We start from the raw sequence: 26505 nt of genomic DNA on the forward strand, positions 1-26505 counted from the left end.
GGAGGTAGAGCAATGGAGACATTCGATATCGTGAAGCTCGCCTCATATCGCGAGAATAACCGGATTGAAGCGAAAGCAGCGAAAGGCGGTCTCCCACGCAGCATGTGGGAGACCTATTCCGCCTTCGCCAACACCTATGGCGGTGTCATCCTGCTTGGTGTCAAAGAACGCGAAGACGGCACATTTGAAACAGTCGGGCTCGCACCAGTGGAAGCGGAACATCTTCGCCAGGACTTTTGGAACACGGTCAGCAACCGGTCCAAGGTGAGCGCCGTGCTGCCCATCGAATCGGAAGTTGAAGTGCTCGAAGCGGATGGTGGGATGGTGCTGGCTATTCACGTTCCGCGCGCTCCGCGTGACGAACGCCCCGTGTATATCAATAATGATCTCTTCGGGGGAACCTACCGTCGGCGTGGTGAGGGCGACTACCGTTGCACGCGGCAGGAGATCTCAGCAATGCTCCGGGATCAGGGAGCTGAGACGATGGATTCCAAGGTGCTGGACGATCTCACTGTTGCCGACTTCAATACAGACACAGTGCGGGCATATCGCAATCGTTTCCGTACGGTACGTCAGGGCAGTTCTTGGACCGATCTCGATGACGAGCGTTTTCTGCGTGCTGTTGGCGCGGCAATGGTGAGCCGAGAAGACGGTAAGCTTCATCCTACGTTCGGCGGTCTGCTTATGTTCGGCAACGACTATGACATCGTGCGCGAATGTCCGCATTATTTCCTTGATTATCAGGAGACTCTAGATCCGACGATTCGTTGGACTGATCGTGTCCATTCCGGCGATGGCATGTGGTCAGGCAACCTCTTTGATTTCTTTTTCCGCGTGAATCTCAAACTTGCCGAGTCTCTGAAGACCCCTTTCAAACTTAATGGCATCTTCCGCGTTGATGACACTCCCATGCATAAGGCAATTCGCGAGGCATTGGCCAACTGTTTGTTCAACGCTGATTACTATGGCGTGCGTGGTGTGGTGGTCAGACGCGCACCCGATAGATTGGTGTTCGAAAATCCGGGCGATATCCGAACGGGCGTTGAGCAGATGCGTCTTGGCGGGGTGTCCGATCCGCGCAACGGTCTTGTCATGAAGATGTTCAGCCTAATCGATGTGGGCGAGCGAGCTGGTACGGGTGTTCCCGATGTGTTTGCCACATGGGCGAATGCAGGACTTCCTGAACCGCAGATTGAGGAGAGCTTCGGCGAGGCTGATCGTACGGTGCTCACGCTTATGTTGGAGCCGGATGCCAAGCTCGATCAAAATGAGCATGTATTCATCCGTGGTGAGCAGATAACTGACAATAATGAGCAGTTAAATGGTTTGAATGAGCAGATAACTGACAATAATGAGCAGTTAAATGGTTTGAATGAGCAGATAACCGAGAGACAGCGAATTGTTCTACGTTTTGTAGAAAAGAGCCCCAGCGCGACATATGACGACATGGCACGTGCCGCGGGAGTCTCATCAGCGACTGTGCGAAGGGATGCTGAAATACTCATTGGGTGTGGATTGCTTAAGCGCGTCGGCTCGCGAAAGGCAGGACACTGGGAAGTTCGGGGAGAGAAGAATCATGATATTCGATAGCGAATCGGTGTTTGAGGAAAACGTCATCACCGTGCTTAAGCAGCATGGATGGAAGGACGGTGTCCTGCGCTATCCAACTGAGCGGGATTTGCTCGACAATTGGAAAGACATACTGTACCGCAACAACAACGACATAGACAGGCTTGGCAAATACCCGCTGACGGACGGGGAAATGACCCAGATAATCGAGCAGATCGAGACCCTACGAACCCCGCTTGCGCTCAATTCGTTCGTCAATGGGCGTACCGTGTCCATCACGCGTGACAACAAAGAAGATGTGGCGCATTTCGGCAAGGAAATCAGCCTCTACATCTATGACCGCAAGGAAATCGCAGGCGGCAAAAGCACCTATCAGATTGCTCAGCAACCGGTCTATCCCGCCAAGAACAAGATGTTGAACTCGCGGCGCGGCGACCTCGTGCTTCTCATCAATGGCATGCCATTGATTCATATCGAGCTTAAGAAAAGTGGCATACCGGTCAGCCAAGCAACCAATCAGATTGAAAAGTACACACACGAAGGCGTATTCACCGGCCTGTTCCGACTCGTACAGATTTTTGTAGCCATGAACCCCGATGACGCCGTCTACTTCGCCAATCCGGGCGTAGACAAATTCAATCCAAGCTATTACTTCCATTGGGCTGACTACAACAACGAGCCTATCTGCGGCGGGCAAAACCCCGGCAAAGACGAATGGAAGCTGTTCATCGGCGGTACTTCCGGCACTGCGGGGCTGTTGTCCATTCCCATGGCGCATCAGCTCATCGGCTTCTACACCATCGCCGACTCGGCAGACGGATGCCTCAAGGTGCTGCGCAGCTACCAGTACATCGCTGCGAACGCCATCTCTGACGTGGTGCGCAAATGCGATTGGGAACAGCGGCCAACTACTCCGGGACGACCAGGCGGCTATGTATGGCACACTACCGGTTCCGGAAAAACCATGACCAGCTTCAAATCGGCACAACTCATAGCTGATTCGCATGACGCCGATAAAGTCGTGTTCCTTATGGACCGCATCGAGCTAGGCACCCAATCACTGAAGGAATACCGCAGTTTTGCTGACAGTGAGACGGAAGTACAAGGTACTGAGAACACCGGCGTTTTGCGGGACAAACTCAACAGCACCAATGTCAACGACACCCTGATCGTCACCTCAATCCAGAAGATGAGCAACGTGAAAGCAGGGGAGCGGGGCGTCACCCAGGCGTGGCTGGATCAGCTGGCTGCACGACGTATCGTTTTTATTGTGGACGAATGCCATCGTTCCACATTCGGCGACATGTTGCAGGACATCCGTCGTTCCTTCCCGAATGCGCTGTTCTTCGGCTTCACCGGCACACCCATTCTGGATGAGAACCAAAAGAAGAATTCCACCACTGCCATGGTATTCGGCCGCTGTTTGCACCGATACAGCATTGCCGACGGCATTCGCGACCATAATGTGCTCGGGTTCGACCCGTACATGGTGACCACGTACAAGGATTCTGAAGTCAGACGTGCCGTGGCTCTCGACAAGGCGAAGGCGGAGAGTGCGGAAGATGCGCTCGCCGACTCGGTCAAGGCCAAAGTATTCCAGCATTACATGGATAAGTCTGAGGTCCCCATGGGTCCGATGGTTGATGGTGCCGGGAACCGCATCAGTGGCATCGAGGATTTCCTGGGACGAGACCAATATGGTATCGACTCTCCGCACCCGAGTATGGTGGTCTCGGACATTCTTGAACAGTTCCCGGTGCTCAGCCATGCGGGCAAATTCCATGCGATGCTCGCTGCCAGTTCCATTCCTGAAGCTGTCAACTATTATCACTTATTCAAGCAGCAGGCACCCAAGTTGCATGTGACGGCGTTGTTCGATCCCAATATCGACAACAACGAAGGAGCGACAGACAAAGAGGATGCGCTGACCGAAATCATCACCGATTACAACGAGGCGTTCGGCAAAGAATTCGTCATTCCTACATGGCCGGCGATGAAGAAGGATATTTCTTCGCGACTGTCGCACAAGAGTCCGTATGGTGGTATAGCAACGAACCGCAGCCAGCAGCTTGATTTGCTCATTGTCGTAGACCAGATGCTCACTGGGTTCGACTCGAAATGGGTGAATACGCTGTATCTCGATAAGATTATCGACTACGAAAGCATCATTCAGGCGTTCAGTCGTACGAATCGTCTGTTTGGCCCAGATAAGCCGTTTGGCGTCATCCGCTATTACCGTAAGCCGTACACCATGCATGGTTTCATCGAGGCAGCTGTGAAACTGTATTCGGGTGATCGACCGCTCGACCTGTTCGTACAGAAATTGCCAGCGAATGTGAAATCCATGGATACTCGGTACCGTGAGATTCTCGACGTATTCTCAGACAGCGGAGAATCGGACCTTATGCAGCTGCCGGAGTCGGTAGAGGCTAGACGTAAGTTTGCCAAGGAGTTCGTGGAACTGAATCGGTACCTTGAAGCGGCGAAAGTGCAGGGCTTTGACTGGAGCACCACGGAATACAAGGTCGATAGCACGGATACTGACGATACGAATGAGGACAATGATGAGCATGGCGAGTCTGAAGTGGTGCGTCCTCAAATTGACGAACGTACGTACCTCATTCTTGCGCAACGCTATAAAGAACTGTTCGATGGCAATAGCGATCGCGGTAGTGACCCAGATGATGATGTGAACGATAATCCTGAAGCGCCATATGAACTGGATGGTTACCTCACCGAAATTGATACCGGACTCATCGATACCGATTACATGAATGCCAACTTCGATAAATGGCTGAAGGCGCTCAAGGAGAATAGCCCGGAGTTGGCAGAGATGTCTGCGCAGCTGCACCGGTCCTTTGCCGCGCTCTCGCGGGATGAACAACGACTCGCTGAACTGTTCCTGCATGACGTGGAGCGTGGCGACGTGGAGGTCGAAGCCGGTATGACGCTACGTGATTACATCACGCGCTATGCTGCACGCGAGAAGAATGAGCAAGTCGACAAACTGGTCGATCGATTGGGTGTCAACAGATCGGTGGTCGAGGAATTCCTTGCCAAACGTATAGACGAGGCGAACATCAACGAGTTCGGACGTTTCGATGCACTGCGTTCCTCGCTTGACGTGCAACGGGCAAAAGCCTTCTTTGAGCAGCATGATCACAAGGCATTGCCGGTGTTCAAGGTGCGTATGCGCGCCACCAATATGTTGAAGCGTTTCGTACTCATGGGCGGATTCGACATCGATGATACCGACAATACGGATGGACAAAGCGAGACGAAGAACGAGCACTAGACTCATATACAAGAAGGGGTGTTTCCGCTGGCATCAGCGGAAACACCCCTTCTTGGACTAGTCGATATCACTCCGCAGCAATCGCGGCCTTGAGCTCCTCGACCTTGTCGGTCTTTTCCCACGGGAACTCAACGTCTGTGCGGCCGAAGTGGCCGTAAGCGGCGGTCTTCAAGTAGATCGGGCGCTTCAGGTCGAGTTCGTCGATGATGGCGGCGGGGCGCAGGTCGAAGACCTTGCGTACGGCGGCGGCGATCTGGCCGCGCGTCACGCCCTGCTCGGTGCCGAAGGTCTCCACGTTGACGGATACCGGGTCGGCAACACCAATAGCGTAGGCGATTTGGATCTCGACCTTGTGGGCCAGGCCGGCAGCCACGATGTTCTTGGCAACCCAACGGGTGGCGTACGCGGCGGAACGATCGACCTTGGACGGGTCCTTGCCGGAGAACGCGCCACCGCCGTGGTGGGCGGCGCCACCGTAGGTGTCGACGATGATCTTGCGGCCGGTCAGACCGGCGTCGGCCGCCGGGCCGCCCAGGATGAACGAACCAGTCGGGTTGACCAGCTGACGGTAGTTGTCATGCGGCACCTTGGAACCCAGCACCTCATCAAGCACCGGGTCAATCACGTGCTTCTTCAGCTCAACAGCAAGCCAATCCTGCGTAACCTCAGGATCGTGCTGAGTGGAGATCAGCACGGTGTCCAGACGAACGGGCTTATCGTCATCGTCATACTCAATGGTCACCTGGGTCTTGCCGTCCGGGCGCAGGTGCGGCACTTCGCCGGACTTACGAACCTCGGTCAGACGGAAGGCGAGGCGATGTGCCAAGTAAATCGGAAGCGGCATCAGCGTCGGGGTCTCGTCGGTGGCGTAGCCGAACATCACGCCCTGATCGCCGGCACCCTGTGCTTCGTAACGCTCTTCGCGGCTGGCGGCGGTCTCCTGATCGTCAGTCAGACGGGCAACGCCCTGGTTGATTTCGGCGCTCTGCTCGGTGATGGCCACGACCACGCCGCAGGAATCGGCGTCAAGGCCGACCTCGGAGGAGGTGTAGCCGATGTTGCGCAGGGTTTCGCGGACCTTGGACTGCACGTCGCAGTACCCCTCGGATGTGACTTCGCCGAAGACCAGGAACACGCCGGTGGCGGCGGAGGTCTCCACGGCCACATGGCTGGACGAATCCTGGGCCAGCAAATCATCAAGAATGGCGTCGGAGATTTGATCGCAGACCTTGTCAGGGTGGCCTTCGGTCACGGATTCGGCGGAAATAAGCCGATGTTCTTCTGTCATATCATCCCTTTCTTCAGGACTTATCGCCCCGCGGGATGCGAGGCACAATGATACGGTGTCAATTTTTACTTGTCACTGTGGAAGCGGGCATAAATAAAGGCTCGTGCCAACCAGCGCGGTGGCGCGAGCCTTACGTCTTATTCGCTCCTGATGTTGAGTTATAGCCGATTGCGATAACTCAGGCAAGCGTGTCGCTCAAAATCAGTTGTGAGAGAACTCTCACACCATCATTCGGCGACGAACTGTCCAAACAATCCAAACGAATTGTCGGAATCGATCAGTTGCCCTCGTTGGCGTCGTCCTCGCCCAAGGTCTCCTCAAGCAGGCCCTCGTCGATTTCGCGGAAGGCGATGGACAGGGGCTTCTCATTGTTCTGGTATTCGACCAGCGGGCCGATGTTCTGCAGCAGGCCCTCGTTGAGCTGCGTGAAGTAGGAGTTGATCTGGCGTGCGCGCTTGGCGGCGAAAATGGCCAGCGCGTACTTGGAATCGGCGTGCTTCATCAGGTCGTCGATCGGCGGGTTCGCAAGACCGTCGGGTGTCGGGTCAGTACCAAAAGCCATTGTTCTTATCTCCAGACATTGGAAAATCTATCTCAACCGAAGCAAGTGTAGCCGTTTGGGGGGACTTCTGCCGGACCTCCGCCAGACTTCCAGTGGAGGAATGTATTCCAAAAATATGTGTGAGAAACGTTACGTTTTTGCAAATTCCATTATTCGACTCTTGACAAGTGGCGTGTCCCTCACAAGGGCTTGAATAGAACCATGACTGAAATGCGATCTGCAAAAATTATGTCAGGGCGCGTCTTTGCAGGCGCCCGAGCCCTCTACCGTGCTGCGGGCGTCAGCGGAGACGACATGGGCAAGAAGCCCATCATCGCCATCGCCAACTCGTTCGATGAGTTCCTGCCCGGCCACGTCCACCTCAACAAGGTCGGCCGCATCGTTTCCGAGGCTATCAAGGAAGCTGGCGGCATCCCGCGCGAGTTCAACACGATGGCCGTGGACGACGGCATCGCCATGGGTCACACCGGCATGCTCTACTCCCTGCCCTCCCGCGACATCATCGCCGACACCGTCGAATACCAGTGCAACGCGCACTGTGCCGACGCACTCATCTGCATCCCGAACTGCGACAAGGTCGTGCCGGGCATGCTGATGGCCGCCCTGCGCCTCAACATCCCGACCGTGTTCGTCTCCGGTGGCCCGATGGAGGCCGGCACCACGGTGCTCGCCGACGGCACCGTCAAGAGCACCGACCTTATCGACGTGATGTACGCCACCGCCGACGACAGCGTCTCCGATGAGGAACTGCTCAACTATGAGAAGACCGTCTGCCCGACCTGCGGCTCCTGCGCCGGCATGTTCACCGCCAACTCGATGAACTGCCTGACCGAGGCCATCGGCCTGGCCCTGCCCGGCAACGGCACCATCCTCGCCTCCCACTCCTACCGCAAGGACCTGTTCGAGCGTGCCGCCAAGCAGGTCGTCAAGATCGCCCACCAGTACTATGACGATTCCGACGATTCCGTGCTGCCGCGCTCCATCGCCACCAAGGAAGCCTTCGAGAACGCCATGACCATGGATGTGGCCATGGGCGGTTCCACCAACACCGTGTTGCACATCCTCGCCATGGCCCAATCCGCCGACGTGGACTTCACCCTGGACGACATCGAGCGTATTTCCCACACCGTGCCGTGCATCTGCAAGGCCTCGCCGTCCGGCAAGTGGGAGATTTCCGACGTGCACCGCGCCGGCGGCATCACCGGCATCCTCGGCGAGCTCGACCGCGCCGGCAAGCTGCACACCAACGTGCACTCCATCGACTACCCGACGCTGGAAGCCAAGCTGGCCGATTGGGACATCATGCGCCCGACCTGCACCGAGGAAGCCCAACAGATGTACAAGGCCGCTCCTGGCCACATCATCTCCCCGGAGCCGTGGACCCACACCACCCTGTTCGATTCGCTCGACCGTGACCGCGCCAACGGCGCCATCCACGACATCAACCACCCGGAGATTCACGAAGGCGGCCTCGCCGTGCTGCGCGGCAACCTGGCCCCCGACGGCTGCGTGGTCAAGACCGCCGGTGTTCCGCCGGAGATCTGGAAGTTCCGTGGACCGGCTCTGGTGGTCGACTCCCAGGAGCAGGCCATCGAGGTCATTCTGAACGACACCCTGAAGCCTGGCATGGCGCTTGTGATTCGTTACGAGGGTCCGAAGGGCGGCCCGGGTATGCAGGAAATGCTGTACCCGACCTCCTTCGTCAAGGGCAAGGGCATCGGCAAACAGGTCGCCATGCTCACCGACGGTCGCTACTCCGGCGGTTCCTCCGGTCTGGCCATCGGCCACATGGCGCCTGAGGCTGCCAACAAGGGCCCGGTGGCGCTCATCAAGAACGGCGACATCATCGATATCGATATCGAAGCCCGTTCCGTGAACGTCGAACTGACTGACGAGCAGCTGGACGAGCGTCGTCGCGAGCTTGAGGCTGGCGACGGCTACGTGGCTCACCGCAACCGCCACGTCTCCCAGGCGCTGAAGGCGTACGCCGCCTTCGCCCGCTCGGCCGACAAGGGTGCGACGCGTGACCCGGAGCTGATCAACAAGCTCTCCGGTCTCAACTGATCGCCGATTGCATAGCTGAAAGGCCCGGCATCTTCTTTATGAAGATGCCGGGCCTTTACTGTGCTTCCGAAGGCGGGAGCGATATTGCTTGTTATCGCACGCAGGCGGCGGGGGAGAGGCGTGCGCCTCGGGCCCAGTCGGCGGCGCGCATGGCCTTCTTGCCTTGCGCCTTGACTTGGGTGAGTTCCAGCGGCGTGCTGCCGGTACCAACCCACACGTTCTTCTTGCCCACCTTCAGCTCGCCGGGCTGAAGCTCGGCCGGAGTGTTGGGATTGGACTGGTCGGCCGGTTGTGCGGCGAGAATATGCAGGGCGAGGGATTTAGCGGTTGACTCGTCATTATCGGCGATTGGCCCTTCCGCAAACAGTTCGGTCCATGCCCCGGGATGTGGCGTGCAGGCGCGAATCTGGCGGTCGATGGCCTCGGCCTCGTCCGTCCAACTGATGCGGGCGTCCTCCACCGTGATCTTGTGCGCATATTCCAGGCTCTCGGCCGGCTGCGCGGTGAATGTGGCGGTGCCTTCGCCGACGGCGGCCAGAGCATCCACATACATGGGCGCGCCTTCTTCGGCCAGACGGTCAAGCAGTTCGCCGGAGGTCTCACGGCCGGTCAGTTCGATGGTCAGGGAAGCGACGATCGGGCCATCGTCCAAGCCCTCGCCGACCTTGAACACGTCGGCGCCGGTGGTCGGGTCGCCTGCCCAAATCGCACGCTGGGCGGGAGCGGCGCCACGCCACTTCGGCAGGTTGGAGAAATGCAGGTTGTACCAGCCCATGGGCACCGCATCAAGCACGTTCTTGGGCAGGATATTGCCATAGGCGATGACAGCGGCGATATCCGCATGCAGGTCGTTCAACGCCTCCATGAATTCGGGGGAGCGGGGTTTGAGATCGATGACGGGCAACCCGAGCTCCAGAGCCGTCGCCTTGACCGGGCTGGGCGTGAGCTTGCGGCCGCGACCGGTAGGCGCATCGGGGCGGGTAATGACGCCGACCACATCAAAACGTGGGTCGGCGGCAAAGGCCTTGAGCGAGGGCACCGCCACGTCGGGGGTGCCGGCGAACACGAGTTTGAGCATGGTCCTCCTTGAAATGTCGATGCTCACTGCACGGCCGGAATGTTCACGCCATTGGCGATGAGCAGTTCACGCAGCTTGACCGGATCCTGGAAACGTACGCCACGGATGCCGGCCGCATTCGAGCCGACGATGTTCATGGCCTTGTCGTCGATGAACAACGCGCCATCGGCCTTGATGCCGAACTGGTTCAACGCGGCCTCGTAGATTTCCTTGTGCGGCTTGCGCAGCTTGACAAAACCGGAGACGAGCTTGCCATCAAGCTGCTGCAGAATATCGCACTGTTCCTCGGCCACGTGGAACAGACTGGATTCCCAGTTGCTCAGGCCCCACACGCCGATGCCGGCGGCCTTCAGGTCATTGACCAGCACGCGCGCGCCCGGCACGATGCCGGTCAGGGAGTCGCGGAAGTTCTTGATGTAGTAGTCGAGGATGTCCGCCCACTTATCGCCCTTGTCACGGCGCATGATGGCGATGGCCTCGTCGGTGCTGGTGCCGCCGTCCATCAGGTCGTTGACATCGTAGAAGCCGGAGATGTCGTTGTCGAGGAATTCGTCGATGGTCTTCTGGCTGTAGCGGGGGATGAGCACGGCGACCGGATCCCAGTAAATCAGCACGTTGCCGAAATCGAAGATCACGTCGGTGATCGGCTTGCCGGCGTTCGCAGCGGCCTCGCCATCCGCGACCAGCACGTCGTAATCCATATCCGGCTCTCCAGGCCAACCCTTCATGGTGTCCTCCTTCTAGCGATGTTCATTCTGTAATTATCGTTTCACGTGTTGAAGACGATTAGATCAGGTCCTTGGGATCTACTCGGAAGCGAAGCTCGCCGGGTTCGCGGGACGCCACATGACGAGCGGTTTCCCGGTGCAGTCGGGCCGCCAGCTCGGCTCGCCGACTCTGCGGCACACGGATTACTGCCTTCACCCGGTCGTCCGTGGCTTCGAGCTCCCGGGCGTCGACCGTGTCCGGTTGCGCGATCGGCACCGGGCCCAACATGCCGGGCAGCTCGCCGCAGGCCGTCCAATCGCCGCCCAGCGCGCCGATACGCTGCATCAGCGTCATCACCGCATCACGGCGTCCCCATACGCAGGCGGCGGCCACGGCCGGCGGCATACCGGTCTCCACACGCTCCTCAAGATCCTTGGCTGCAAGAATCCTCGAATCCCAGAGCATCAGCGATTGGGCGATGGCCGGGTCGGTTTCGCCGAGAATCAACGCCTGGCCGCCACGGGAACGCGGCGCGCACAACGACACCGCACGCATCCACGCGGTCAATGTATCCAAGCGAGCATCCACGCCCAACGCATACAAGCTGGTCCAAGCGTCGAGCACGGCCACGGCACGATACTCATGGCCAGCCGATCCCTGCTCGGCACTGACCGGACGCACGCGCGGTTCGAAACCGGGAGTGGCGATGACGATAATCGGCTGACAAGCCACATCGCGCACCAGGCCCTGCGTCTTGCTGGACAAAACTACTGGCACGCCGCGGAACAATCCGGCCAGTTCAGCCGCAGTGCCTGCAGCACCCACGCGCACCACACGCATACGTTCATGCCCACAGCCCGGGCACTTCCAATTGATGGCAGCAGCCCCACACCAGCGGCATCGCGGTGTGGAATCCCGGCGGTCGGCCGGTAGTTGCAACGGTCCAGAACACTTGGCACAACGCGCCTGACGATGGCATTTCGCACAACTCAGAGTCTCACTGACGCTGTCTTGCGGAATGGACAGCAGCACGGGGCCGCTCTCCAAAGCCTTAGATAGCACGCGGACGGCCGTATGCGGCACGCGCGCCCCGATGGACGGGTCGGCAAGACGCGCAAGTTCATCGCGATTGAGCCAACGCACCCAAGGAGTGGCGTCCTTCAGCGGCGAGGCGAGCGGATGAATTGTGGTGGAATAGCCGCTCACTGGGGTCTCCACTGTACCTGGACCGGTGTTTTCCCACTGGCTTTGCGGGGTGCGCGCATTGGCCATGGCCACGAACACGCCGTCATGGGACTTGGCGCGCAGCCGCATCACGCCACGGGCCTGTGGATATGGCATCATACCGTCCATGTTCTGATAGGCGGCATCCTCCAGAATGGCGAACAGCGCCGGGCCTTCAACCGGCGCATACATCACCGCACGGGTGCCGATCGCCACCTTCACCTGTCCCAACGCCACAGCCAGATAGGTGCGATACCGGTCGGCCGCGGGCATGGTCTCCGCGTTAAGCACGGCGACGTCGCCCACCCAGCCGCCGGCCGGAGCAGGGGCGAACGGTTTGAGCCCATAATTGCGCAGCATAGGCATCAGGTCTTCGACCTCGCGCATGGTGGGCAATTCAACCACGGCAGCTTTACCGGCACTCAGCGCAGTGGCCACCATCCATGCCATGTTCCGTTGCCACTCCTGTGCACCGGGCAGCGAATCAAACACAAAAGATTGGAAACGCTGACCGGTAAGCGCATCATGAAGCACATTGACGTCGGCGTAATTGGCGGTCAGACGACGATACCCCTGCGCAGCCCCCTCCGAAACGGTACTGGCAACGGCAAAGGTAGAGCCAGCAGGTTTGGCCCCATCGGGATTGGTGCCACGCCCGGCAAAACCACCCTGCGTATTATCCGGCAATGAGCCGCCGACCGGCCGACGGAACGACGCGGCCAACCGCTGCTCGGTCTCCACCTTGGCCACGCGCGGTGGCACGGCGAAACGCAGAATATTGGCCCGTGTGCCGCCATAGGCTTTGGCAACCAGACCGATATCCTCGCGCATCGAAGCGGGAACCAGTACATCGGGGCTTAGCACTCGCTCGATATAGCGAATCGAAGAGCGCGGCGTATCACTGGTATCGGTGCGTGCCCAGATCACGCCGCTGACCCTCTGACCGCCAAACCGCACGCGCACCAGCACACCCGGTTGTGCGGCCTCGCTGTCTTTTTCATCAATGAAGTAATCGAATGTCTGACCGAGGTGGAGCGCCTGCACATTCAGCACGACTTGCGCTATGGGATGCTGCTCGGCCGGCGTATGCTCCGCAGGCGCACGTTTACGCCGCTTGCGGGGAGCCAGCCCCGCAAGCGTCAACTGTTCTGCGCCTGAAGTAGTCATGGCTCAACTATAAGTGCCGGAGCCGAGGTCGGTAAAATTTTACCGGCGCAGGTAATCGAGTACGTGGGTTAGGTCGCGGTCGTTGATGGCTTTGTCGGCGGCGAGCTGGGTCTTTGGCTTGGCACAGAACGCGAGACCCAGACCGGCGGCCTGAATCATCGGAATATCGTTGGCGCCATCGCCCACAGCCACGGTCTGGCTCATCGGAATACCCAAACGGTCCGCCCATGTCTGCAAGGCGTGCAACTTCACGGTCTTGCATACGATCTCACCAAGCACTTTGCCGGTCAGATGACCGTCCTCAACCTCAAGCCGGTTGGCAATCCAATAGTCGATATGGCTCTCGGCCGCCAACATGTCAACCACTTCATGGAAGCCTCCGGACACCACGCCGATCTTCCAACCGTGTTCATGCAGCGTGTCGATAAGCTCCAGTGCACCCTTGGTGAAATGCAGCTTGTCATGCACCGTGTCGAACACGGAGATCGGCAGGCCCTCCAACAGGGCCACTCGTGCGCGCAGCGCATCGCAGAACTCCAGTTCGCCGCGCATGGCGCGTGCGGTCACTCCGGCAATCTCCTCACCGCAGCCAGCCACCACGCCCAACTCGTCGATAACCTCTTCGTCAATGAGCGTGGAGTCCACATCCATAACCAGCAGGCCGGGCTTGCTCAGCGTCGGCACAGAAACCGCAGAATCAGCCGGGCTCCCAACTTCGCTCTCGGCGGACTTGTCAACAAAATGCACATCTTCTTGCGTCATGCTTCTGATTCTGGGAAAACCTTGGGACAATGCCCTCTATGAGTTTTTCCATGGCAGCCGCCACTATTCTTGCAACCGACCCCACACCCATCTGCACCACCACCGAACCCGGCCTGATCGGCACCATCACCGACTGGCTGATCATGCTGATGGAAACCATCGGCGGTATCGGCGTGGCCTTGGCCATCGCCCTCGAATCCATCTTCCCGCCCATCCCGTCCGAAGTCATCCTTCCGCTCTCCGGCTTCACCGCCGCACGCGGCACCCTGAGTCTGCCGGGCGCAATCATCTGGGCCACCATCGGCTCCGTACTGGGTGCCTGGACCTTGTACGGCATCTCCCGCTGGGTGGGCCTGCATCGCATCAATCTCGCGGCAGACAAAATCCCCGGCGTCAGCCGCAAAGACGTGAGCAAAGCCAACGACTGGTTCACCAAATACGGCACATGGTCGGTGCTCATCGGCCGCGTGATTCCCGTGGTACGCTCGCTGATTTCGATTCCCGCCGGATTCAACCGCATGAACTTCCTGCACTTCACCGGCTGGACCCTGCTCGGCTCGGCCGTGTGGAACACCATCCTCGTTTCCGCCGGTTACCTGCTCGGCGACCAGTGGTGCTCGATTCAAGGCGCGCTCGGCGTGTTCGAGGACGTGGTCATCGCGGCCGTGATTGTGGTCATCGTATGGTTCGTGGTGCGAAAAGTGCGTACTGTTATACGTAACAGGAAATCCGCCGACGGCAACGAATAGGGTCTGCCGACTGCCATAAGTTGCCGAAAATCCCGGATAGAAGGGAAGCGAAGAACCCGCATGAGCGACACCGAAGATCTCGCCGCGCTGAACGATCGCCTGATGGCCAAGAACCATGCGCTCGCCGAAGCGCTGAGCCGCGCCGGCAAGGAACTGACCAAGGCGAAGTCACAGCTCGCCCAGCTCGCTCAGCCGCCGCTCACCTTCGCCACCATGGTCAAGGTCGATTCCACCCGCACCGATGAAGACGGCATCCAGCACGCGTCGGCCGAAGTCATTTCCGGCACCCGCCGCATGGTGGTGCCTGTGGCCTCCAACGTCAACGCCGCCCGCCTGACCGCCGGGGCCACCGTGATGCTCAACGAGAAGCTCGTGCTGGTCGAGCAGCGCGACGCTGACACCGTGGGCCAGATTCGCAGTGTCAAGCAGGTACTTGACGACGGTCGACTGATCGTTACCGACGCCTCCGGCAATCCCGTGCTCATCCGCCGTTCCGGCGCGCTCGCGTATGCGGGCATCAATCAGGGCGACCGCATTATCGTCGATCCGTCCGTCCGCCTCGCCATCGAAGCGCTGCCCGCCGAGGGCGACAAGGATCTGGTGCTGGAGGAGACCCCGGACGTCACGTTCGCCGACATCGGCGGCTTGGATAGTGAGATTGGTCGTATCAGGGACGCCGTCCAACTGCCGTTCCAGCATCGTGCGCTGTTTGAGCGCTACGATCTGAAGCCGCCGAAGGGCGTGCTGCTGTACGGCCCGCCCGGCAACGGCAAGACGATGATCGCCAAGGCCGTGGCGAACGCCCTGTGCGAGGGTGGTTACGATACGAATGGCGACGGCTCGATCAGCCCGGCCGAAACCCATGTCAAGGGCGTGTTCCTGTCCGTCAAGGGCCCGGAACTGCTCAACAAATACGTCGGCGAATCCGAACGGCTGATTCGCCTGATCTTCCAGCGTGCCCGTGAACGCGCCGCGGACGGCAATCCGGTGGTTGTGTTCATCGACGAAATGGATTCGCTGCTGCGCACCCGCGGCTCCGGCGTCTCCTCCGACGTGGAGACCACGATCGTGCCCCAGTTCCTCTCCGAACTCGACGGCGTGGAATCACTCGACAATGTGATGGTGATCGGCGCATCCAACCGTGTGGACATGATCGATCCGGCCGTGCTACGACCGGGGCGTCTCGACGTCAAGATTCGCGTTGGTCGGCCCAAAGCCAATCAGGCCATCGCCATCGTGGACCATTACCTCACCGACGACCTGCCTCTGGAAGATGGCGTCGACGCGCACGCCTTGTCCGCCGTGCTGGTGCATGACATCTACGGAACCTTCGAACGCCGCCATCTATGCGACGTGCAGGAGGAGAACGGCCAGTGGCATGCGTTGTTCCTGGCCGACGTGGTCTCCGGCGCGATGCTCAAGAACATCGTGGACCGGGCCAAGACCCGAGCGGTCAAGGAATCCATCGAAACCGGCTTGGACGTGGCACTCACCGTGCCGCTGCTCGCTGCCGCCGTGGAAGACGAATACCGCGAGACCCGCGATTCCATGGCCGACGTGGACCCCGAACAATGGTCGCGCATCAACGGCATGGACCCGATCCGCCGCATCCGCACCGCCGAATAGCTCAAGCTCAAGGAGCACTACATGACCGTTAAACGAGTGATGGGCACCGAAACCGAATACGCGGTATCCCTGAACACCCCGGACCGCTACAATCCGGTGCAACTGTCCTTCGACGTGGTGAATGGCGCCGCGGACAGCCACAGCAAATCCATCCGCTGGGACTACCGGCAGGAGGACCCGGTCAACGACGCGCGCGGCACCCGTCTCGAACGCGCCGCCGCCCGCCCGGACATGCTCACCGACGCCCCGCAGCTCAACATCACCAACGTGATCGCCCCCAACGGCGGCCGCGTCTATGTGGACCACGCCCACCCCGAATACTCGGCGCCGGAAACCACCGACCCGTTCGAAGCGGTCCGATACGACCACGCCGGAGACCTCATCATGCAGGCCGCCACCGAACACGCCCGCAAACAGACTGGCACTCCCATTGCCCTGCATCGCAACAATGTGGATGGCAAGGGCTCCTGCTGGGGCACGCACGAGAACTATATGATGGCCCGCGCGGTGCCATTCGACTTGGTCACACGCCTGATGACCCTCCACTTCGTCACCCGCCAGATCTACGCCGGCTCCGGCCGCGTAGGGATTGGCGAGAACAGCGAGATTCCGGGCTACCAGCTCAGCCAGCGCGCCGACTACATCCACGCCAAAGTCGGCCTGCAAACCACCTTCGAACGCCCGATCATCAATACGCGCGACGAATCCCACTCCACCGACGAATACCGCCGCCTGCACGTCATCGTCGGCGACGCCAACCGTATGGAGGTACCGCAGGCATTGAAACTCGGCACCACGAGCATGCTGCTGTGGCTGCTCGAACATGCGGACGAGGCCGGATTCGACCTGAACGCCTTCCTCGACGAACTCGAACTGTCTGACCCAGTCGAGGCCATACACACCGTTTCCCGCGACCTGACGCTGGGGGCAATCTTGCCGCTGGCCAACGGCGGCGAAACCAACGCATGGCTTATCCAGCTCAAACTGCGCCAAGCCGTCTACCAGGTTGCCGCACTGGTCGAAGGTACCGACACCGCCGGCGAACCCGCCTGGCCGGACAAATCCACCACATCCATTATGGCGATGTGGCAGCAGGCGCTCATCGACTGCGCCTCCATCCGCCATGCCGCCGACGATGACGAACGTCTGGCCATGACCGGCGAGGCCAGCCGCATCGAATGGCTGCTCAAATGGCAGCTGCTCGAAAAACTGCGCCGCAAAATCACCACAACGTCCGCACCCGGCGTGGCCAACGGATGGAATGATCCGCGACTGAAGGTCATCGACCTGAAATGGGCGGCGCTCGACCCCGCGGACAGCATCTTCACCAAACTCGAACCCCGCACCGAACGGGTGGTGAGCGCCGCCGACATCGCACGCGCCACCACCGAACCGCCGGAAGACACCCGCGCCTGGCTCAGGGCAAAACTCGTGGCGCAATTCGGCGATGAGGTGGCCGCCGCCAGCTGGTCCCGACTCACTGTTCGCGACCCGCGCGCCGCAGACGAGGGCGAGGCGGTCGAATTCTACGGCAATGCCGGCCATATGGCCGCTACCGACCATCACCTGTTCTCCCTCGACATCTCCGATCCGCTCGCCTTCACCAAGGCGCACTGCGAAACCGAACTCAATTCAGCCGAACACGCCATCGATCTGCTGAAGTCGCTGGCCATCAACGCCGAACGATAGACTTGGTAGCTATGGAAGAAACACGCGAAGAGACCCCACAGGACCTGCGCAACCTTGCGCTCAAAGTCGCCGGCCTGCTCGAAGAAGCCGGCCAGCATGCCCTCCACGACCAACTCAATCCGCGTAACCTCGCCCAGCCGAGCACCGAGAACGCGGACCGTGGCCCCCGCTACAAGCTTGAAGTGGACAACAAGATCATGCGCTTCATGAGCGCCAGAATCGCCGACATCGCCCACTTCGACGGCTTCTGGACCACCCGCCCCGCCGAAAGCCGCCCTGGCCAGCGTTACTGGTACATCGGCAAGATCGACGGTGTGATCAACTACGTACGTCGCATGAGCGAATGGACGGTGACCGCCGCCCTGTTCGAATTCGGCCCGGACAACGAGCCCAAGCCGATCATCGGCATCGTGCACGCCCCGGCCCTCGGCCTGACCTACCTGGCCGCCAGGGGAGCGGGTGCCGTGCGCATCCACAAAACCGCGGTCGGCGAGAAGCGCGACAAGGTCGTGCCGTCGATGACCTCCTCGCTGGATGGTTCTGTGCTGAGCTACGGCATGTCCTTCATCCCCAGCGAATCGCAGCGTGCGCTCGACGTGGCCTCCTCGCTCGCCGGACGCCCGGCCGACATCAAGCGCGTGGGCCCCGTCTCGCTCGACCTGTGCAAAGTGGCCGACGGCACCTATGACGCCTACTTCGAGCCGATGCTGCACGTGTGGGATATCGCGGGCATCGCCGCCGGCACCGTAGTGGTCTGGGAGGCACAGGGCACGCTGAGCCGTTGGGACGGCGAACGCATCCACTGGCGTCACGATAACGATGTAGTGGCCTCCAATGGACTCATCATCCGCGAACTGCAGCATTACCTGCAGCAGTATCCGTGGCTCGACTCCATCAACCAGCGATAATTTTTTGACTCCTCCGGCTCCCCTCGGGTGAGGGGAGCCGTCGGCCGAAGGCTGACTGAGGGGAGTTTGACAGCCCAAAAAGAAGACAACATGCCACAACAATTCGAACAACCTCAAGCACAGCAGGCCGCGTCTCAGGAAGACGACGCCCTCGCCACCACGCAGGCCGCCGCCCAAACCGAGTCCACCGACCAAGCCGACGTATTGGACGACATCCTCGACGACATCGAATCCGCCTTGGAAACCAACGCCGAGGAATACGTCAACAGCTTCGTGCAAAAAGGCGGCGAGTGATGCCCCAACTGCGTGACAGCGGCACCCGCTCCCTGCACGCCACGGAACCCGTACCATCCGCCGAGATGGACGGGTTCTGCCGTATTTTCGGCGTCGAAACCGAATACGGCGTGGCGGTCACCGGTGCCGAACGCCCCGTGGACGCCGGCCAGGTGGCGATGACCATGTTCCAGCCCATCGTCTCCCGTTCCCGCTCCACCAACACGTATCTGGCCAATGGCTCACGTCTGTATCTGGACGTCGGATCCCACCCCGAATACGCCACCGCCGAAGCGCGCGACCCGCGCGAGGCCCTGGCCCAGGACCTCGCCGGCGAACACGTGATGCGCAACCTAGCCCTGAAGGCCCAGCGCAAGCTGCGCGAATCCTACGGCGCACACGCCACGATCCATGTGTTCAAAAACAACGTCGACTCCGCCGGCCACGCCTTCGGCTGCCACGAAAACTACCTGGTCCGCCGCTTCGTGCCGTTGGAGACCATCGAACACCAGCTGCTGCCGTTCCTCATCACCCGCCAGCTGTACACCGGTGCCGGCCGCATGACCCCGGACGGCTTCCAGATCACCCAGCGCGCGGACTTCCTGGACGAGGCCGTCTCCTCGGCCACCACCCGCTCCCGCCCGATGGTCAACACGCGCGACGAACCGCACGCCGACCCCGACTCCTTCCGCCGGCTGCATGTGATCATCGGCGACTCGAACCGTTCGCAATGGTCCACATGGATGAAGCTCGCCGTCACGCACCTTGTGCTGTGCGCGATCGAAGACGCCTTCCGCCATGGCGTTCCGTCCGGATTCGAGCAGTATGCCTTTGCTGATCCGGCTGCCGCCAATCGCACGGTCAGTCGATTCCTTGACGATCCGCGCGCCGAACTGACGCTCGAATCAGGCGAATCCGTGTCCGCACTGGGTCTGCAGCGCCGGTATTATGCGGCGGTCAAGGCCTTCATCGAAACCCATGTCGATGCGCTGGCAAGTTCGCTGCCGGCCACCACGATCGACACGATTATGGGGGAGTGGAGCCGCGTTCTGGACGCGCTGGAGCGTGGTGCATACGATGCGCTCGCCGACCGCGTAGACTGGGCCGCCAAGAAGCGTCTGTTCGACGCGCTCAAACGCCGTCGCCCGGACGTCACCTTCGCCCAGATGGAACAGCTTGAGCTCGACTACCACGACATCGCCAACGGTCGCCTGTACGGTTCGCTCGTAGCCCGCAACCAGATGCGTGAGCTGCTGACAGGAGACAACGTGGAATACGCCGTGCACAATCCGCCGACCGACACCCGTGCCGCCCTGCGTGGCCGGTTCGTGGACGCGGCCCTGAACGTCGGAGCCCAGTTCTCCGCCGACTGGACCCACCTGACCCTGACCGCCCCCGAACGCCGGGAAGCCATACTCCTCGATCCCTTCGAGGCCGAGCCCACCCTGGGATTCGAGCAGCTTATGGAAGCGCTGAACTAGTCCGGAATAATACGGTTGGACAACACGTCACAGCACCACAACAAAAAGACCCCGACCATCTCGGTCGGGGTCTTTGTCGTCAGTAATGCTCGAAGTAATCGCTACGAGCAGAAGGTCACTCGGTGACGGCCTTCTTCAGCAGGGAGCCAGCGGAGATACGAACGCCGTAGGAAGCCGGAATGTCAATCTGCTCGCCAGTGCGCGGGTTGCGGCCGGTGCGAGCGGCGCGCTTGACGCGCTCAGCGGAGAACAGGCCGGTGAGCTTCAGGCCTTCGCCGGACTTCATAGCCTCGACGAACACATCCTGGAAGGCGTTAACAGCAGCCTCGGCCTGAGCCTTGGTCAGGTTGGACTTCTGGGCGATCTTCGAAACGAGGTCAGACTTGTTGTATGCCATAAAGCATCCTTCTTGGGTCAGGGGACAAGCACTTTTGCTTAGTCCATGTTGTCATCAATGATACTAGCGCATGTTTCTGCGAAAACCCGCGTTTTATAAGGGTTTTCACATCTATTTCCCCGAAGGGGGTATGAAAATAGACGAATCAGACAAGATTATGCTTGTCAAGCCACTTCATGGCCGCCGCGCCCAGCGGAATGCGCAGCCAGTAGAACACCACGCGGTGCAGCAAAGTGGCGGAAAGCGCCACGCCCTGCGGCACTCCGACCGCCACGAACGCGAATGTCAGCGCCGCTTCCACACCGCCCAGACCACCGGGGGTGGGCACTGCGGAACCCAATGCATAGGCCAGCAGGAAGACGAACGTCGTTTCAATCGGATTCGATGAATGGCCGAACGCTTGCAGGGCCGCCCAGAAAGCGAGCCCAGTGGTCGCGTTCTGGAACAGCGCGCCCAGGCAGCTGACTGTGAGCTGTCGGGGCTGGGAAAGCACGTCCAGCAGCTGGTTGATATACGTCTTGGCCAGCGGCATAAGACGACGGGTCACCCAGTGGCGCAACGGCGGAATCATCATCGCAATGGACAGCACCACGACCACAACGCCCAGCACGATAACCAACGTGTTTGTCGGGATTGCGCCGGAGAACATGTTGCGGCCGGTGAACAGGCCGATGATGACCAGCATGGAGAAGTACACGGCGTAATACACCACGAGCGCGGCGCTCATAATTGCGGTCGCCTGGGTGTTGCGATAGCCGGATTTGCGCAGGAACTGCAGGTTGACGAACGAGGGGCCCACGCCGGCTGGCATGGACACCGTGGCAAAGCCTCCGGCAACCTGACTCATGAACACGCCCGTATTATCTCGCCTGTTGCGATCCATGAGAGCGCCGAGCGAAATCGACGAGCCGATCCAGCCGCAGACACCGAACGCGAGCGTCACCACCGCCATCAACGGGTTGGCGTTGGTCAGCGCGGTGATGATCTCCTCGGGCTTCAGTTGGGTGAAGACCACGACCACGGCCACGATGACCAGCAGCATGGTGATCATCGAACGCCAGGAGAATCGGGCCAGCGTCACCGGTTCGGCGGATTCCACCGTCTCCTCGTCAGCCAGCGCGGTGATACGACTCCTCAGGCCCTTGAGCAGCTGCTTGTCCCAGGATTCCAGCGCGCGCGTGGGGGAGGGGACCGCGACCTTCTGAATGAACGGGGCCAAGGCCGTCAGAGTCGTGTCTCCCCACGCCTCGCGGGCGGCCTCCACCGCCGGTTCCACGCCGATCAGCGCGGCGAACAGCACTAGCAGCTGAACTTTGTCGAGCGCGGTGTTGGCCGGACCGGAAGCGTTGTCGCCGTTGAGCCAGCCGGCAATCACGGCGGTGCCGTCTTCAAGCCGGGCGAGCGTGTCCGGCGTGATGCGCCGGTGCGTATAGCCGCGCCGGCTCGCCACGGACAGGTAGCGCATGTAGGCCACGGCATCCGCCTTGGTAAGCGTGTTCAGGTTGGCGGGCAACTCGATGGTGTGCGCATCCAGCACCAGAATCGCGGACTCGTCCGTATCGGCGATGCCGTATGGGGAGGGCGCGGGCAGTTTGATATTGTGCAGGCCGAGCAGCATGGCAAAGTGATGCTGAACGGCGTCGCGCACGGAACGATCGCGTCGAATGGACACGCTGGTAAAACGCACCCAATCCCAGAGTTGCTTCAGATAGCCGACGGTATGGGTTTGCGCGTCGATGACGGAAACGATAAAACGACGGTTATTCGCGGTCTCCACATCGTAGATGCGCGAACCTTCCGTCAAATCGTCATCCAACGTGGCAGACAATGAGCCATGGCTGATTCCGGGCTCCTGATGCCGGATGAGTGAGGTGGTTTCCAATCCGATGCTTGAGAGCACTGCGACGAGATCTTTGCCCCACACGCCTTTATTCTGCGTGCCGACCACGAATCGGATAAGCATGCCCACCGTGCGACCGGCGGCCATCGAAACCAGCATGCCGGTAACCGAATGCCACGAAAGCACCACCATCACCGCGGCGATGGCATACAGGATATTCCAACTCCATTTGACCGTGGAGCGGGTACGGCGTGGCCCGGCGGCGGTCAGGAAGGACGCCATGCCGGCGTAGATGTCGGGCAACAGCCCGGAGCCGTATGAGGTGGCGGCTGAGACCAGTGCCATTGGCAGGGTGAAATCGTTCAGACTGCTGATTGCCGTCGATATGACCCACACAATGCCGTATCCGGCAAACATGGCCAGCGCGGACACCGCAGCTTGCAGCCATTCGCGGGCCAAGAGCAACTGAGCGAGCACGATAACTACGATGACCGTGGTGGCCAGCTGCGTCAGTACGGTGGAGGGGAAAGCAGCCAGCCAGTTGATGGCTTGGGCGGCGGTATGCGCGTCGGATTCGACGCCGCGCGTCATGCCGCCCAGATACACGGCGAACACCATGACCACGGCGGCCATCAATAGCGACAGACCGGCTCGGGTCAGGTCGCCGAAGTCGCGCGTGCGGCGCGGAGCGATGTCGTCGATGTATGGTCCGGAATCGTTGCTGTCGTCGGTTGCCGGGCTGTCCGGTCCGCTGACAGCAAAACTGGCCGACCGGCCGTCACCAGAGGCGATCGGCCGGTCGGTAGTGGAGGAGGTCGCCTTGTCCGGGCGATCTTCCGTAGTGGACTGATCCTGTTCAGTAGTCATGAAATGGTTACCTGACGCCTGTCCTTGTTCGGTTCAGTTTGCGGTTCGGTTTGTGACTCAGCGCAGTAGTGTGGTGGATGCGAGGGATTCGAGGGGCTCGAGGGACTCAAGAGACTCGAGAGACTCGCATCGCGCCTATCTCAGCGGCCGAAAGCGACGAGCTGGCTGGCCACACCGGTGTAGGTGGCGGGGGTCAGAGCCTTCAAGCGAGCGGCGGTTTCCGGGTCGAAGGACTGCTGGTCGATGAACTGCTCGACCTGTTCCTTGTTGATGGTGTGGCCGCGCATAAGCTCCTTGACCTTCTCGTACGGCTTATCCATGCCCGGCAGGCCCTTGAGCTCGCAGGCGCGCATGGCGGTCTGGATCGGCTCGCCAAGCACCTCCCAGTTCTCATCCAGCTCACGCTCGATGACGTGGGTGTTCGGGTGGATGGACTCAAGGCCGCCCATGAGGTTGGTCAGGGCGAGCAAGGAGTAGCCGAGCGCGGAACCGATGTTGCGCTGGGTGGTCGAATCGGTCAGATCGCGCTGCCAACGGGATTCCACCAGCGTGGCGGAGAGGGTGTCGAGCAGCGAGCAGCTGATCTCGAAGTTGGCTTCGGCGTTCTCGAAACGAATCGGGTTGACCTTGTGCGGCATGGTGGAGGAACCAGTGGCACCCTTGACCGGCACCTGGGCGAACACGCCGCGGGAGATGTACATCCACACGTCCACGCACAGGTTGTGCATGATGCGGTTGGCGTGGGAGACGGTGGAGTACAGCTCGGCCTGCCAGTCGTGGCTTTCGATCTGCGTGGTCAGCGGGTTCCAGGTCAGGCCCATGCGGTTCGTGACGAACTCGCGGGAGACAGCGATCCAGTCGACATCCGGGCATGCGGCCAAGTGGGCACCGAACGTGCCGGTCGCGCCGTTGATCTTGCCCAGGTACTCCTGGTTTTCGATGTGCTTGAGCTGACGGTTCAGACGGTAGACGTAGACGGCGAGCTCCTTGCCGAGTGTGGTCGGCGTGGCCGGCTGGCCGTGGGTGAGAGAGAGCAGCGGCATATCCTTGAATTCCTCGGCCTTGCCGGCGAGGTGGTCGATGATGCGCTTGAACTCCGGGGTCCACACGTTTTCCATCGCGTTCTTGACGCAACGGGCGATGGAGAGGTTGTTGATGTCTTCGGACGTGCAGGCGAAGTGCACGAGGGTCTTCAGCTCGTCGTTGATGTTGGTCAGCTCGGCCGGAGCCTTGTCGATCTGATCATCGATGTAGTACTCCACGGCCTTCACATCGTGGTGGGTGATGGCCTCATGAGCGGCGTGCTGCTTGATGCCTTCGGCGCCGAAGTCCTCGGGAATGGCGCGCAGGAAGGCCTGCTCTTCGGCAGTGAACGGCTTGACGCCGTCAACGATCGGCTGGTTGCCGTTGCCCTCAAAGCCGTTGGCCAGAAGAATCATCCATTCGACTTCGACACGCATGCGTTCGCGGTTCAGGGCAGGTTCGCTCATGTATTCGACGAGCGGGGCGGTGGCCTTGTGATAACGGCCGTCGAGCGGGGTCAATGCGATTGCGGGGGAAATATCGGTAAGCTTCATAACCTCCAAGGGTACTTCCAGCCGTGAACCGAGCGGCTATACTGTGGTGCGGCGTTCCCGCCCGAGCCGCACAGGTCAAGGAACGCCCGTGGTTCGATTACTGTGTGCGGCCTTTAAGGCTAGGAGATCACCATGCCTGCAACCACCATTCATACTCTTCCGAAACGTCCGATTGCCGTATCGTCACTGAAATGGCAGCCGTTGGATATCGCGGTCGGTGCCACGCTGGGTGCGGCCTGCGGCGTGATCTTCTGGGGATTCAACTTCGCGTACATGCCGATCTCTTCGGTATTCGGCGCGATTCTGCCCGGTTTCGCCAGCATCGTGCACGCCGTCTGGTACTTCTCCGGTACGCTGGCGGTGCTGATTCTGCGCAAACCCGGAGCGGCGCTGTACGTGAACCTTATCGGCACGCTGGTCGAAACGGTGATTGGTAGCCAGTTCGATTTGGGCTTCGTGATTATCTCGGCGCTGTTGCAAGGTGTTTTCGCTGAGATTCCGTTCGCCTTGACCCGTTACCGCATGTTCAATCTGCCGATTTCCATTGCATCCGGTGCGTTGGTCGCCTTGGAATACGGCACATATCTGATGCTGTTTCGCTACGTGGGTGTGTCATTCGTCAGCCCGCGTGGCATTGTGCACATGATTTCCGAGGTCACCGGCGGCGTGCTTATCAGCGGCGTGATGGCCTGGTATCTGATGCTGGCCATCGCCAAAACCGGTGTGCTCGACCGCCTCGCATCCGGCCGCGCACTCATCGAGCGACGCGCCTGACACTCTTTGCGCGCCACTTTCCCGGGAATGTTGCGCTGATAGAGGGGGTTTCGGGCATGCTAGCGCAACAATCCCGGGAAAGTGGCGCTAGCCGCGTCTCTGCGGTGATTGCATTGTGGGGTAGCCGATTGATGCTAAGCATTGACAAGTTGATGTGCCCGTTGCCGTGAGACCCCGAGTATATCGCCTATTTGCTGTAGGGCGAGACCCATGCCATGTAGTTCTTGTGCTGCGGCGCGAGTTTCCCGCGCTGCGTTCGATCTGCATTCCGCTTCTTCCTTGCGCAGTCGCCGAGCTTCATCAAGATGCTCCTGCACGGATTGCGGCAGCTTTGTCTCTACGGTGAGTGCGAAATCAGCATCTTGTGTCATGACGGTGATAAGGTCGCGTGCCATACTTTCAATCTCTGCTGTTGTTCTTGCCTGCGTGAAACCGATACCGGGAATCTCAAGAATCCAGTATTTTTCGCCAGGACGAACGATGACCTGATATGTTTTCACTGCTGATACCAGCCTTTCCCGAGTTTGGCTTCTGCTTCCTTACAAATGATGTTCGCGAGGTTGTTGTCGATTTCGTTATGACGTGGGATGGGGAATCATAAGTCCAT

General features: G+C 60.2%; 19 protein-coding genes, 1 pseudogene and 1 riboswitch. Of the genes and pseudogenes, 10 read left to right on the forward strand and 10 right to left on the reverse strand.

Annotated features, from left to right (window positions below):
• The first annotated feature begins 12 nt into the window (after positions 1 to 12).
• Both AB5287_RS01215 and AB5287_RS01220 read left to right on the forward strand, forming a co-directional pair.
• Positions 13 to 1590, forward strand: a complete 1578-nt coding sequence (locus AB5287_RS01215; protein WP_011068837.1) for an RNA-binding domain-containing protein — start codon at positions 13 to 15, stop codon at positions 1588 to 1590.
• A complete protein-coding gene (locus AB5287_RS01220; protein ID WP_368220505.1) occupies positions 1577 to 4864 on the forward strand; it encodes an HsdR family type I site-specific deoxyribonuclease in 3288 nt (1095 codons plus the stop codon). Before AB5287_RS01215 ends, AB5287_RS01220 begins: the two co-directional genes overlap by 14 nt.
• 67 nt (positions 4865 to 4931) lie before the next feature.
• On the opposite strand, the gene metK is transcribed toward AB5287_RS01220, so the two are convergent.
• Together metK and rpoZ are read right to left on the reverse strand one after the other, a co-directional pair.
• Entirely contained in the window at positions 4932 to 6152 is a 1221-nt protein-coding gene (gene metK / locus AB5287_RS01225; RefSeq protein WP_010080946.1) for a methionine adenosyltransferase, read from the reverse strand.
• Positions 6148 to 6207, reverse strand: a riboswitch (SAM riboswitch). Its footprint overlaps the gene before it by 5 nt.
• A 222-nt stretch (positions 6208 to 6429) precedes the next feature.
• Positions 6430 to 6714, reverse strand: coding sequence for a DNA-directed RNA polymerase subunit omega (gene rpoZ / locus AB5287_RS01230; RefSeq protein WP_007053158.1), 285 nt, complete (start codon positions 6712 to 6714; stop codon positions 6430 to 6432).
• 201 nt (positions 6715 to 6915) lie between these two features.
• Between rpoZ and ilvD the strand changes: the two genes are divergently transcribed.
• Positions 6916 to 8778 carry a dihydroxy-acid dehydratase gene (ilvD, locus tag AB5287_RS01235; protein ID WP_080786031.1) on the forward strand — a complete coding sequence of 621 codons (1863 nt, stop codon included), beginning with the start codon at positions 6916 to 6918 and terminating at the stop codon, positions 8776 to 8778.
• A gap of 91 nt (positions 8779 to 8869) precedes the next feature.
• On the opposite strand, the gene fmt is transcribed toward ilvD, so the two are convergent.
• The 4 genes from fmt to serB are packed head-to-tail and all read right to left on the reverse strand — an operon-like array spanning position 8870 to position 13717.
• On the reverse strand, positions 8870 to 9856 hold the full coding sequence (fmt, locus tag AB5287_RS01240; protein WP_082253968.1) for a methionyl-tRNA formyltransferase: 987 nt from the start codon (positions 9854 to 9856) through the stop codon (positions 8870 to 8872).
• Between the two features lie 23 nt (positions 9857 to 9879).
• Entirely contained in the window at positions 9880 to 10584 is a 705-nt protein-coding gene (locus AB5287_RS01245; RefSeq protein WP_013141141.1) for an HAD family phosphatase, read from the reverse strand.
• A gap of 58 nt (positions 10585 to 10642) precedes the next feature.
• Complete coding sequence (locus AB5287_RS01250; protein WP_368220407.1) at positions 10643 to 12955, reverse strand: primosomal protein N'; 2313 nt, start codon at positions 12953 to 12955, stop codon at positions 10643 to 10645.
• A gap of 39 nt (positions 12956 to 12994) precedes the next feature.
• Complete coding sequence (serB, locus tag AB5287_RS01255; RefSeq protein WP_022527777.1) at positions 12995 to 13717, reverse strand: phosphoserine phosphatase SerB; 723 nt, start codon at positions 13715 to 13717, stop codon at positions 12995 to 12997.
• Between the two features lie 50 nt (positions 13718 to 13767).
• Between serB and AB5287_RS01260 the strand changes: the two genes are divergently transcribed.
• The 6 genes and pseudogenes from AB5287_RS01260 (at position 13768) to pafA (ending at position 20443) form a co-directional block, all read left to right on the forward strand.
• Positions 13768 to 14466: a DedA family protein gene (locus tag AB5287_RS01260; protein WP_007057155.1), complete on the forward strand. Its 699-nt coding sequence runs from the start codon at positions 13768 to 13770 to the stop codon at positions 14464 to 14466.
• 78 nt (positions 14467 to 14544) lie between these two features.
• Positions 14545 to 16092 (forward strand): annotated as a pseudogene (gene arc, locus AB5287_RS01265) (proteasome ATPase); the annotation flags it as partial.
• Positions 16093 to 16113: 21 nt separating this feature from the next.
• Entirely contained in the window at positions 16114 to 17781 is a 1668-nt protein-coding gene (gene dop / locus AB5287_RS01270) for a depupylase/deamidase Dop (protein WP_077385816.1), read from the forward strand.
• Between the two features lie 11 nt (positions 17782 to 17792).
• A complete protein-coding gene (locus AB5287_RS01275) occupies positions 17793 to 18689 on the forward strand; it encodes an inositol monophosphatase family protein (RefSeq protein WP_007053167.1) in 897 nt (298 codons plus the stop codon).
• A gap of 90 nt (positions 18690 to 18779) precedes the next feature.
• Positions 18780 to 18983 carry a ubiquitin-like protein Pup gene (locus AB5287_RS01280; protein ID WP_007055644.1) on the forward strand — a complete coding sequence of 68 codons (204 nt, stop codon included), beginning with the start codon at positions 18780 to 18782 and terminating at the stop codon, positions 18981 to 18983.
• Positions 18983 to 20443 carry a Pup--protein ligase gene (gene pafA, locus AB5287_RS01285; protein ID WP_131237339.1) on the forward strand — a complete coding sequence of 487 codons (1461 nt, stop codon included), beginning with the start codon at positions 18983 to 18985 and terminating at the stop codon, positions 20441 to 20443. Before AB5287_RS01280 ends, pafA begins: the two co-directional genes overlap by 1 nt.
• Before the next feature lie 115 nt (positions 20444 to 20558).
• Here pafA and AB5287_RS01290 read toward each other — a convergent pair whose 3' ends face one another.
• The 3 genes from AB5287_RS01290 to purB all read right to left on the reverse strand — a co-directional run bounded on the left by AB5287_RS01290 (position 20559) and on the right by purB (position 25124).
• Entirely contained in the window at positions 20559 to 20840 is a 282-nt protein-coding gene (locus tag AB5287_RS01290; RefSeq protein ID WP_007053170.1) for an HU family DNA-binding protein, read from the reverse strand.
• A gap of 145 nt (positions 20841 to 20985) precedes the next feature.
• Entirely contained in the window at positions 20986 to 23547 is a 2562-nt protein-coding gene (locus AB5287_RS01295) for a YbhN family protein (protein WP_368220409.1), read from the reverse strand.
• Positions 23548 to 23687: 140 nt separating this feature from the next.
• Positions 23688 to 25124, reverse strand: a complete 1437-nt coding sequence (purB, locus tag AB5287_RS01300) for an adenylosuccinate lyase (protein WP_007053959.1) — start codon at positions 25122 to 25124, stop codon at positions 23688 to 23690.
• Positions 25125 to 25256: 132 nt separating this feature from the next.
• On the opposite strand from purB, the gene AB5287_RS01305 reads away from it, so the two are divergent.
• Entirely contained in the window at positions 25257 to 25898 is a 642-nt protein-coding gene (locus AB5287_RS01305) for an ECF transporter S component (RefSeq protein WP_007053173.1), read from the forward strand.
• 134 nt (positions 25899 to 26032) lie between these two features.
• On the opposite strand, the gene AB5287_RS01310 is transcribed toward AB5287_RS01305, so the two are convergent.
• The gene (locus tag AB5287_RS01310) at positions 26033 to 26398 is read right to left on the reverse strand and encodes a hypothetical protein (protein WP_007053174.1); all 366 of its coding nucleotides are present in this window, start codon (positions 26396 to 26398) and stop codon (positions 26033 to 26035) included.
• Positions 26399 to 26505: the final 107 nt, after the last annotated feature.

The sequence above is a fragment of the Bifidobacterium sp. RTP21102st3_E2_RTP21102_210122 genome (genome assembly GCF_040916945.1).
Classification (GTDB): Bacteria; Actinomycetota; Actinomycetes; order Actinomycetales; family Bifidobacteriaceae; genus Bifidobacterium; species Bifidobacterium longum.

Bases quoted from the DNA above. Each gene is read 5' to 3' on its own strand.
- AB5287_RS01280 (WP_007055644.1), top strand. From the start codon at position 18,780: ATGCCACAACAATTCGAACAACCTCAAGCACAGCAGGCCGCGTCTCAG.
- pafA (WP_131237339.1), top strand. From the start codon at position 18,983: ATGCCCCAACTGCGTGACAGCGGCACCCGCTCCCTGCACGCCACGGAA.
- metK (WP_010080946.1), bottom strand. From the start codon at position 6,152: ATGACAGAAGAACATCGGCTTATTTCCGCCGAATCCGTGACCGAAGGC.
- rpoZ (WP_007053158.1), bottom strand. From the start codon at position 6,714: ATGGCTTTTGGTACTGACCCGACACCCGACGGTCTTGCGAACCCGCCG.
- AB5287_RS01290 (WP_007053170.1), bottom strand. From the start codon at position 20,840: ATGGCATACAACAAGTCTGACCTCGTTTCGAAGATCGCCCAGAAGTCC.
- AB5287_RS01245 (WP_013141141.1), bottom strand. From the start codon at position 10,584: ATGAAGGGTTGGCCTGGAGAGCCGGATATGGATTACGACGTGCTGGTC.
- AB5287_RS01250 (WP_368220407.1), bottom strand. From the start codon at position 12,955: ATGACTACTTCAGGCGCAGAACAGTTGACGCTTGCGGGGCTGGCTCCC.
- purB (WP_007053959.1), bottom strand. From the start codon at position 25,124: ATGAAGCTTACCGATATTTCCCCCGCAATCGCATTGACCCCGCTCGAC.
- fmt (WP_082253968.1), bottom strand. From the start codon at position 9,856: ATGCTCAAACTCGTGTTCGCCGGCACCCCCGACGTGGCGGTGCCCTCG.
- dop (WP_077385816.1), top strand. From the start codon at position 16,114: ATGACCGTTAAACGAGTGATGGGCACCGAAACCGAATACGCGGTATCC.
- ilvD (WP_080786031.1), top strand. From the start codon at position 6,916: ATGACTGAAATGCGATCTGCAAAAATTATGTCAGGGCGCGTCTTTGCA.
- AB5287_RS01220 (WP_368220505.1), top strand. From the start codon at position 1,577: ATGATATTCGATAGCGAATCGGTGTTTGAGGAAAACGTCATCACCGTG.
- AB5287_RS01275 (WP_007053167.1), top strand. From the start codon at position 17,793: ATGGAAGAAACACGCGAAGAGACCCCACAGGACCTGCGCAACCTTGCG.
- serB (WP_022527777.1), bottom strand. From the start codon at position 13,717: ATGACGCAAGAAGATGTGCATTTTGTTGACAAGTCCGCCGAGAGCGAA.
- AB5287_RS01215 (WP_011068837.1), top strand. From the start codon at position 13: ATGGAGACATTCGATATCGTGAAGCTCGCCTCATATCGCGAGAATAAC.
- AB5287_RS01260 (WP_007057155.1), top strand. From the start codon at position 13,768: ATGGCAGCCGCCACTATTCTTGCAACCGACCCCACACCCATCTGCACC.
- AB5287_RS01305 (WP_007053173.1), top strand. From the start codon at position 25,257: ATGCCTGCAACCACCATTCATACTCTTCCGAAACGTCCGATTGCCGTA.
- AB5287_RS01295 (WP_368220409.1), bottom strand. From the start codon at position 23,547: ATGACTACTGAACAGGATCAGTCCACTACGGAAGATCGCCCGGACAAG.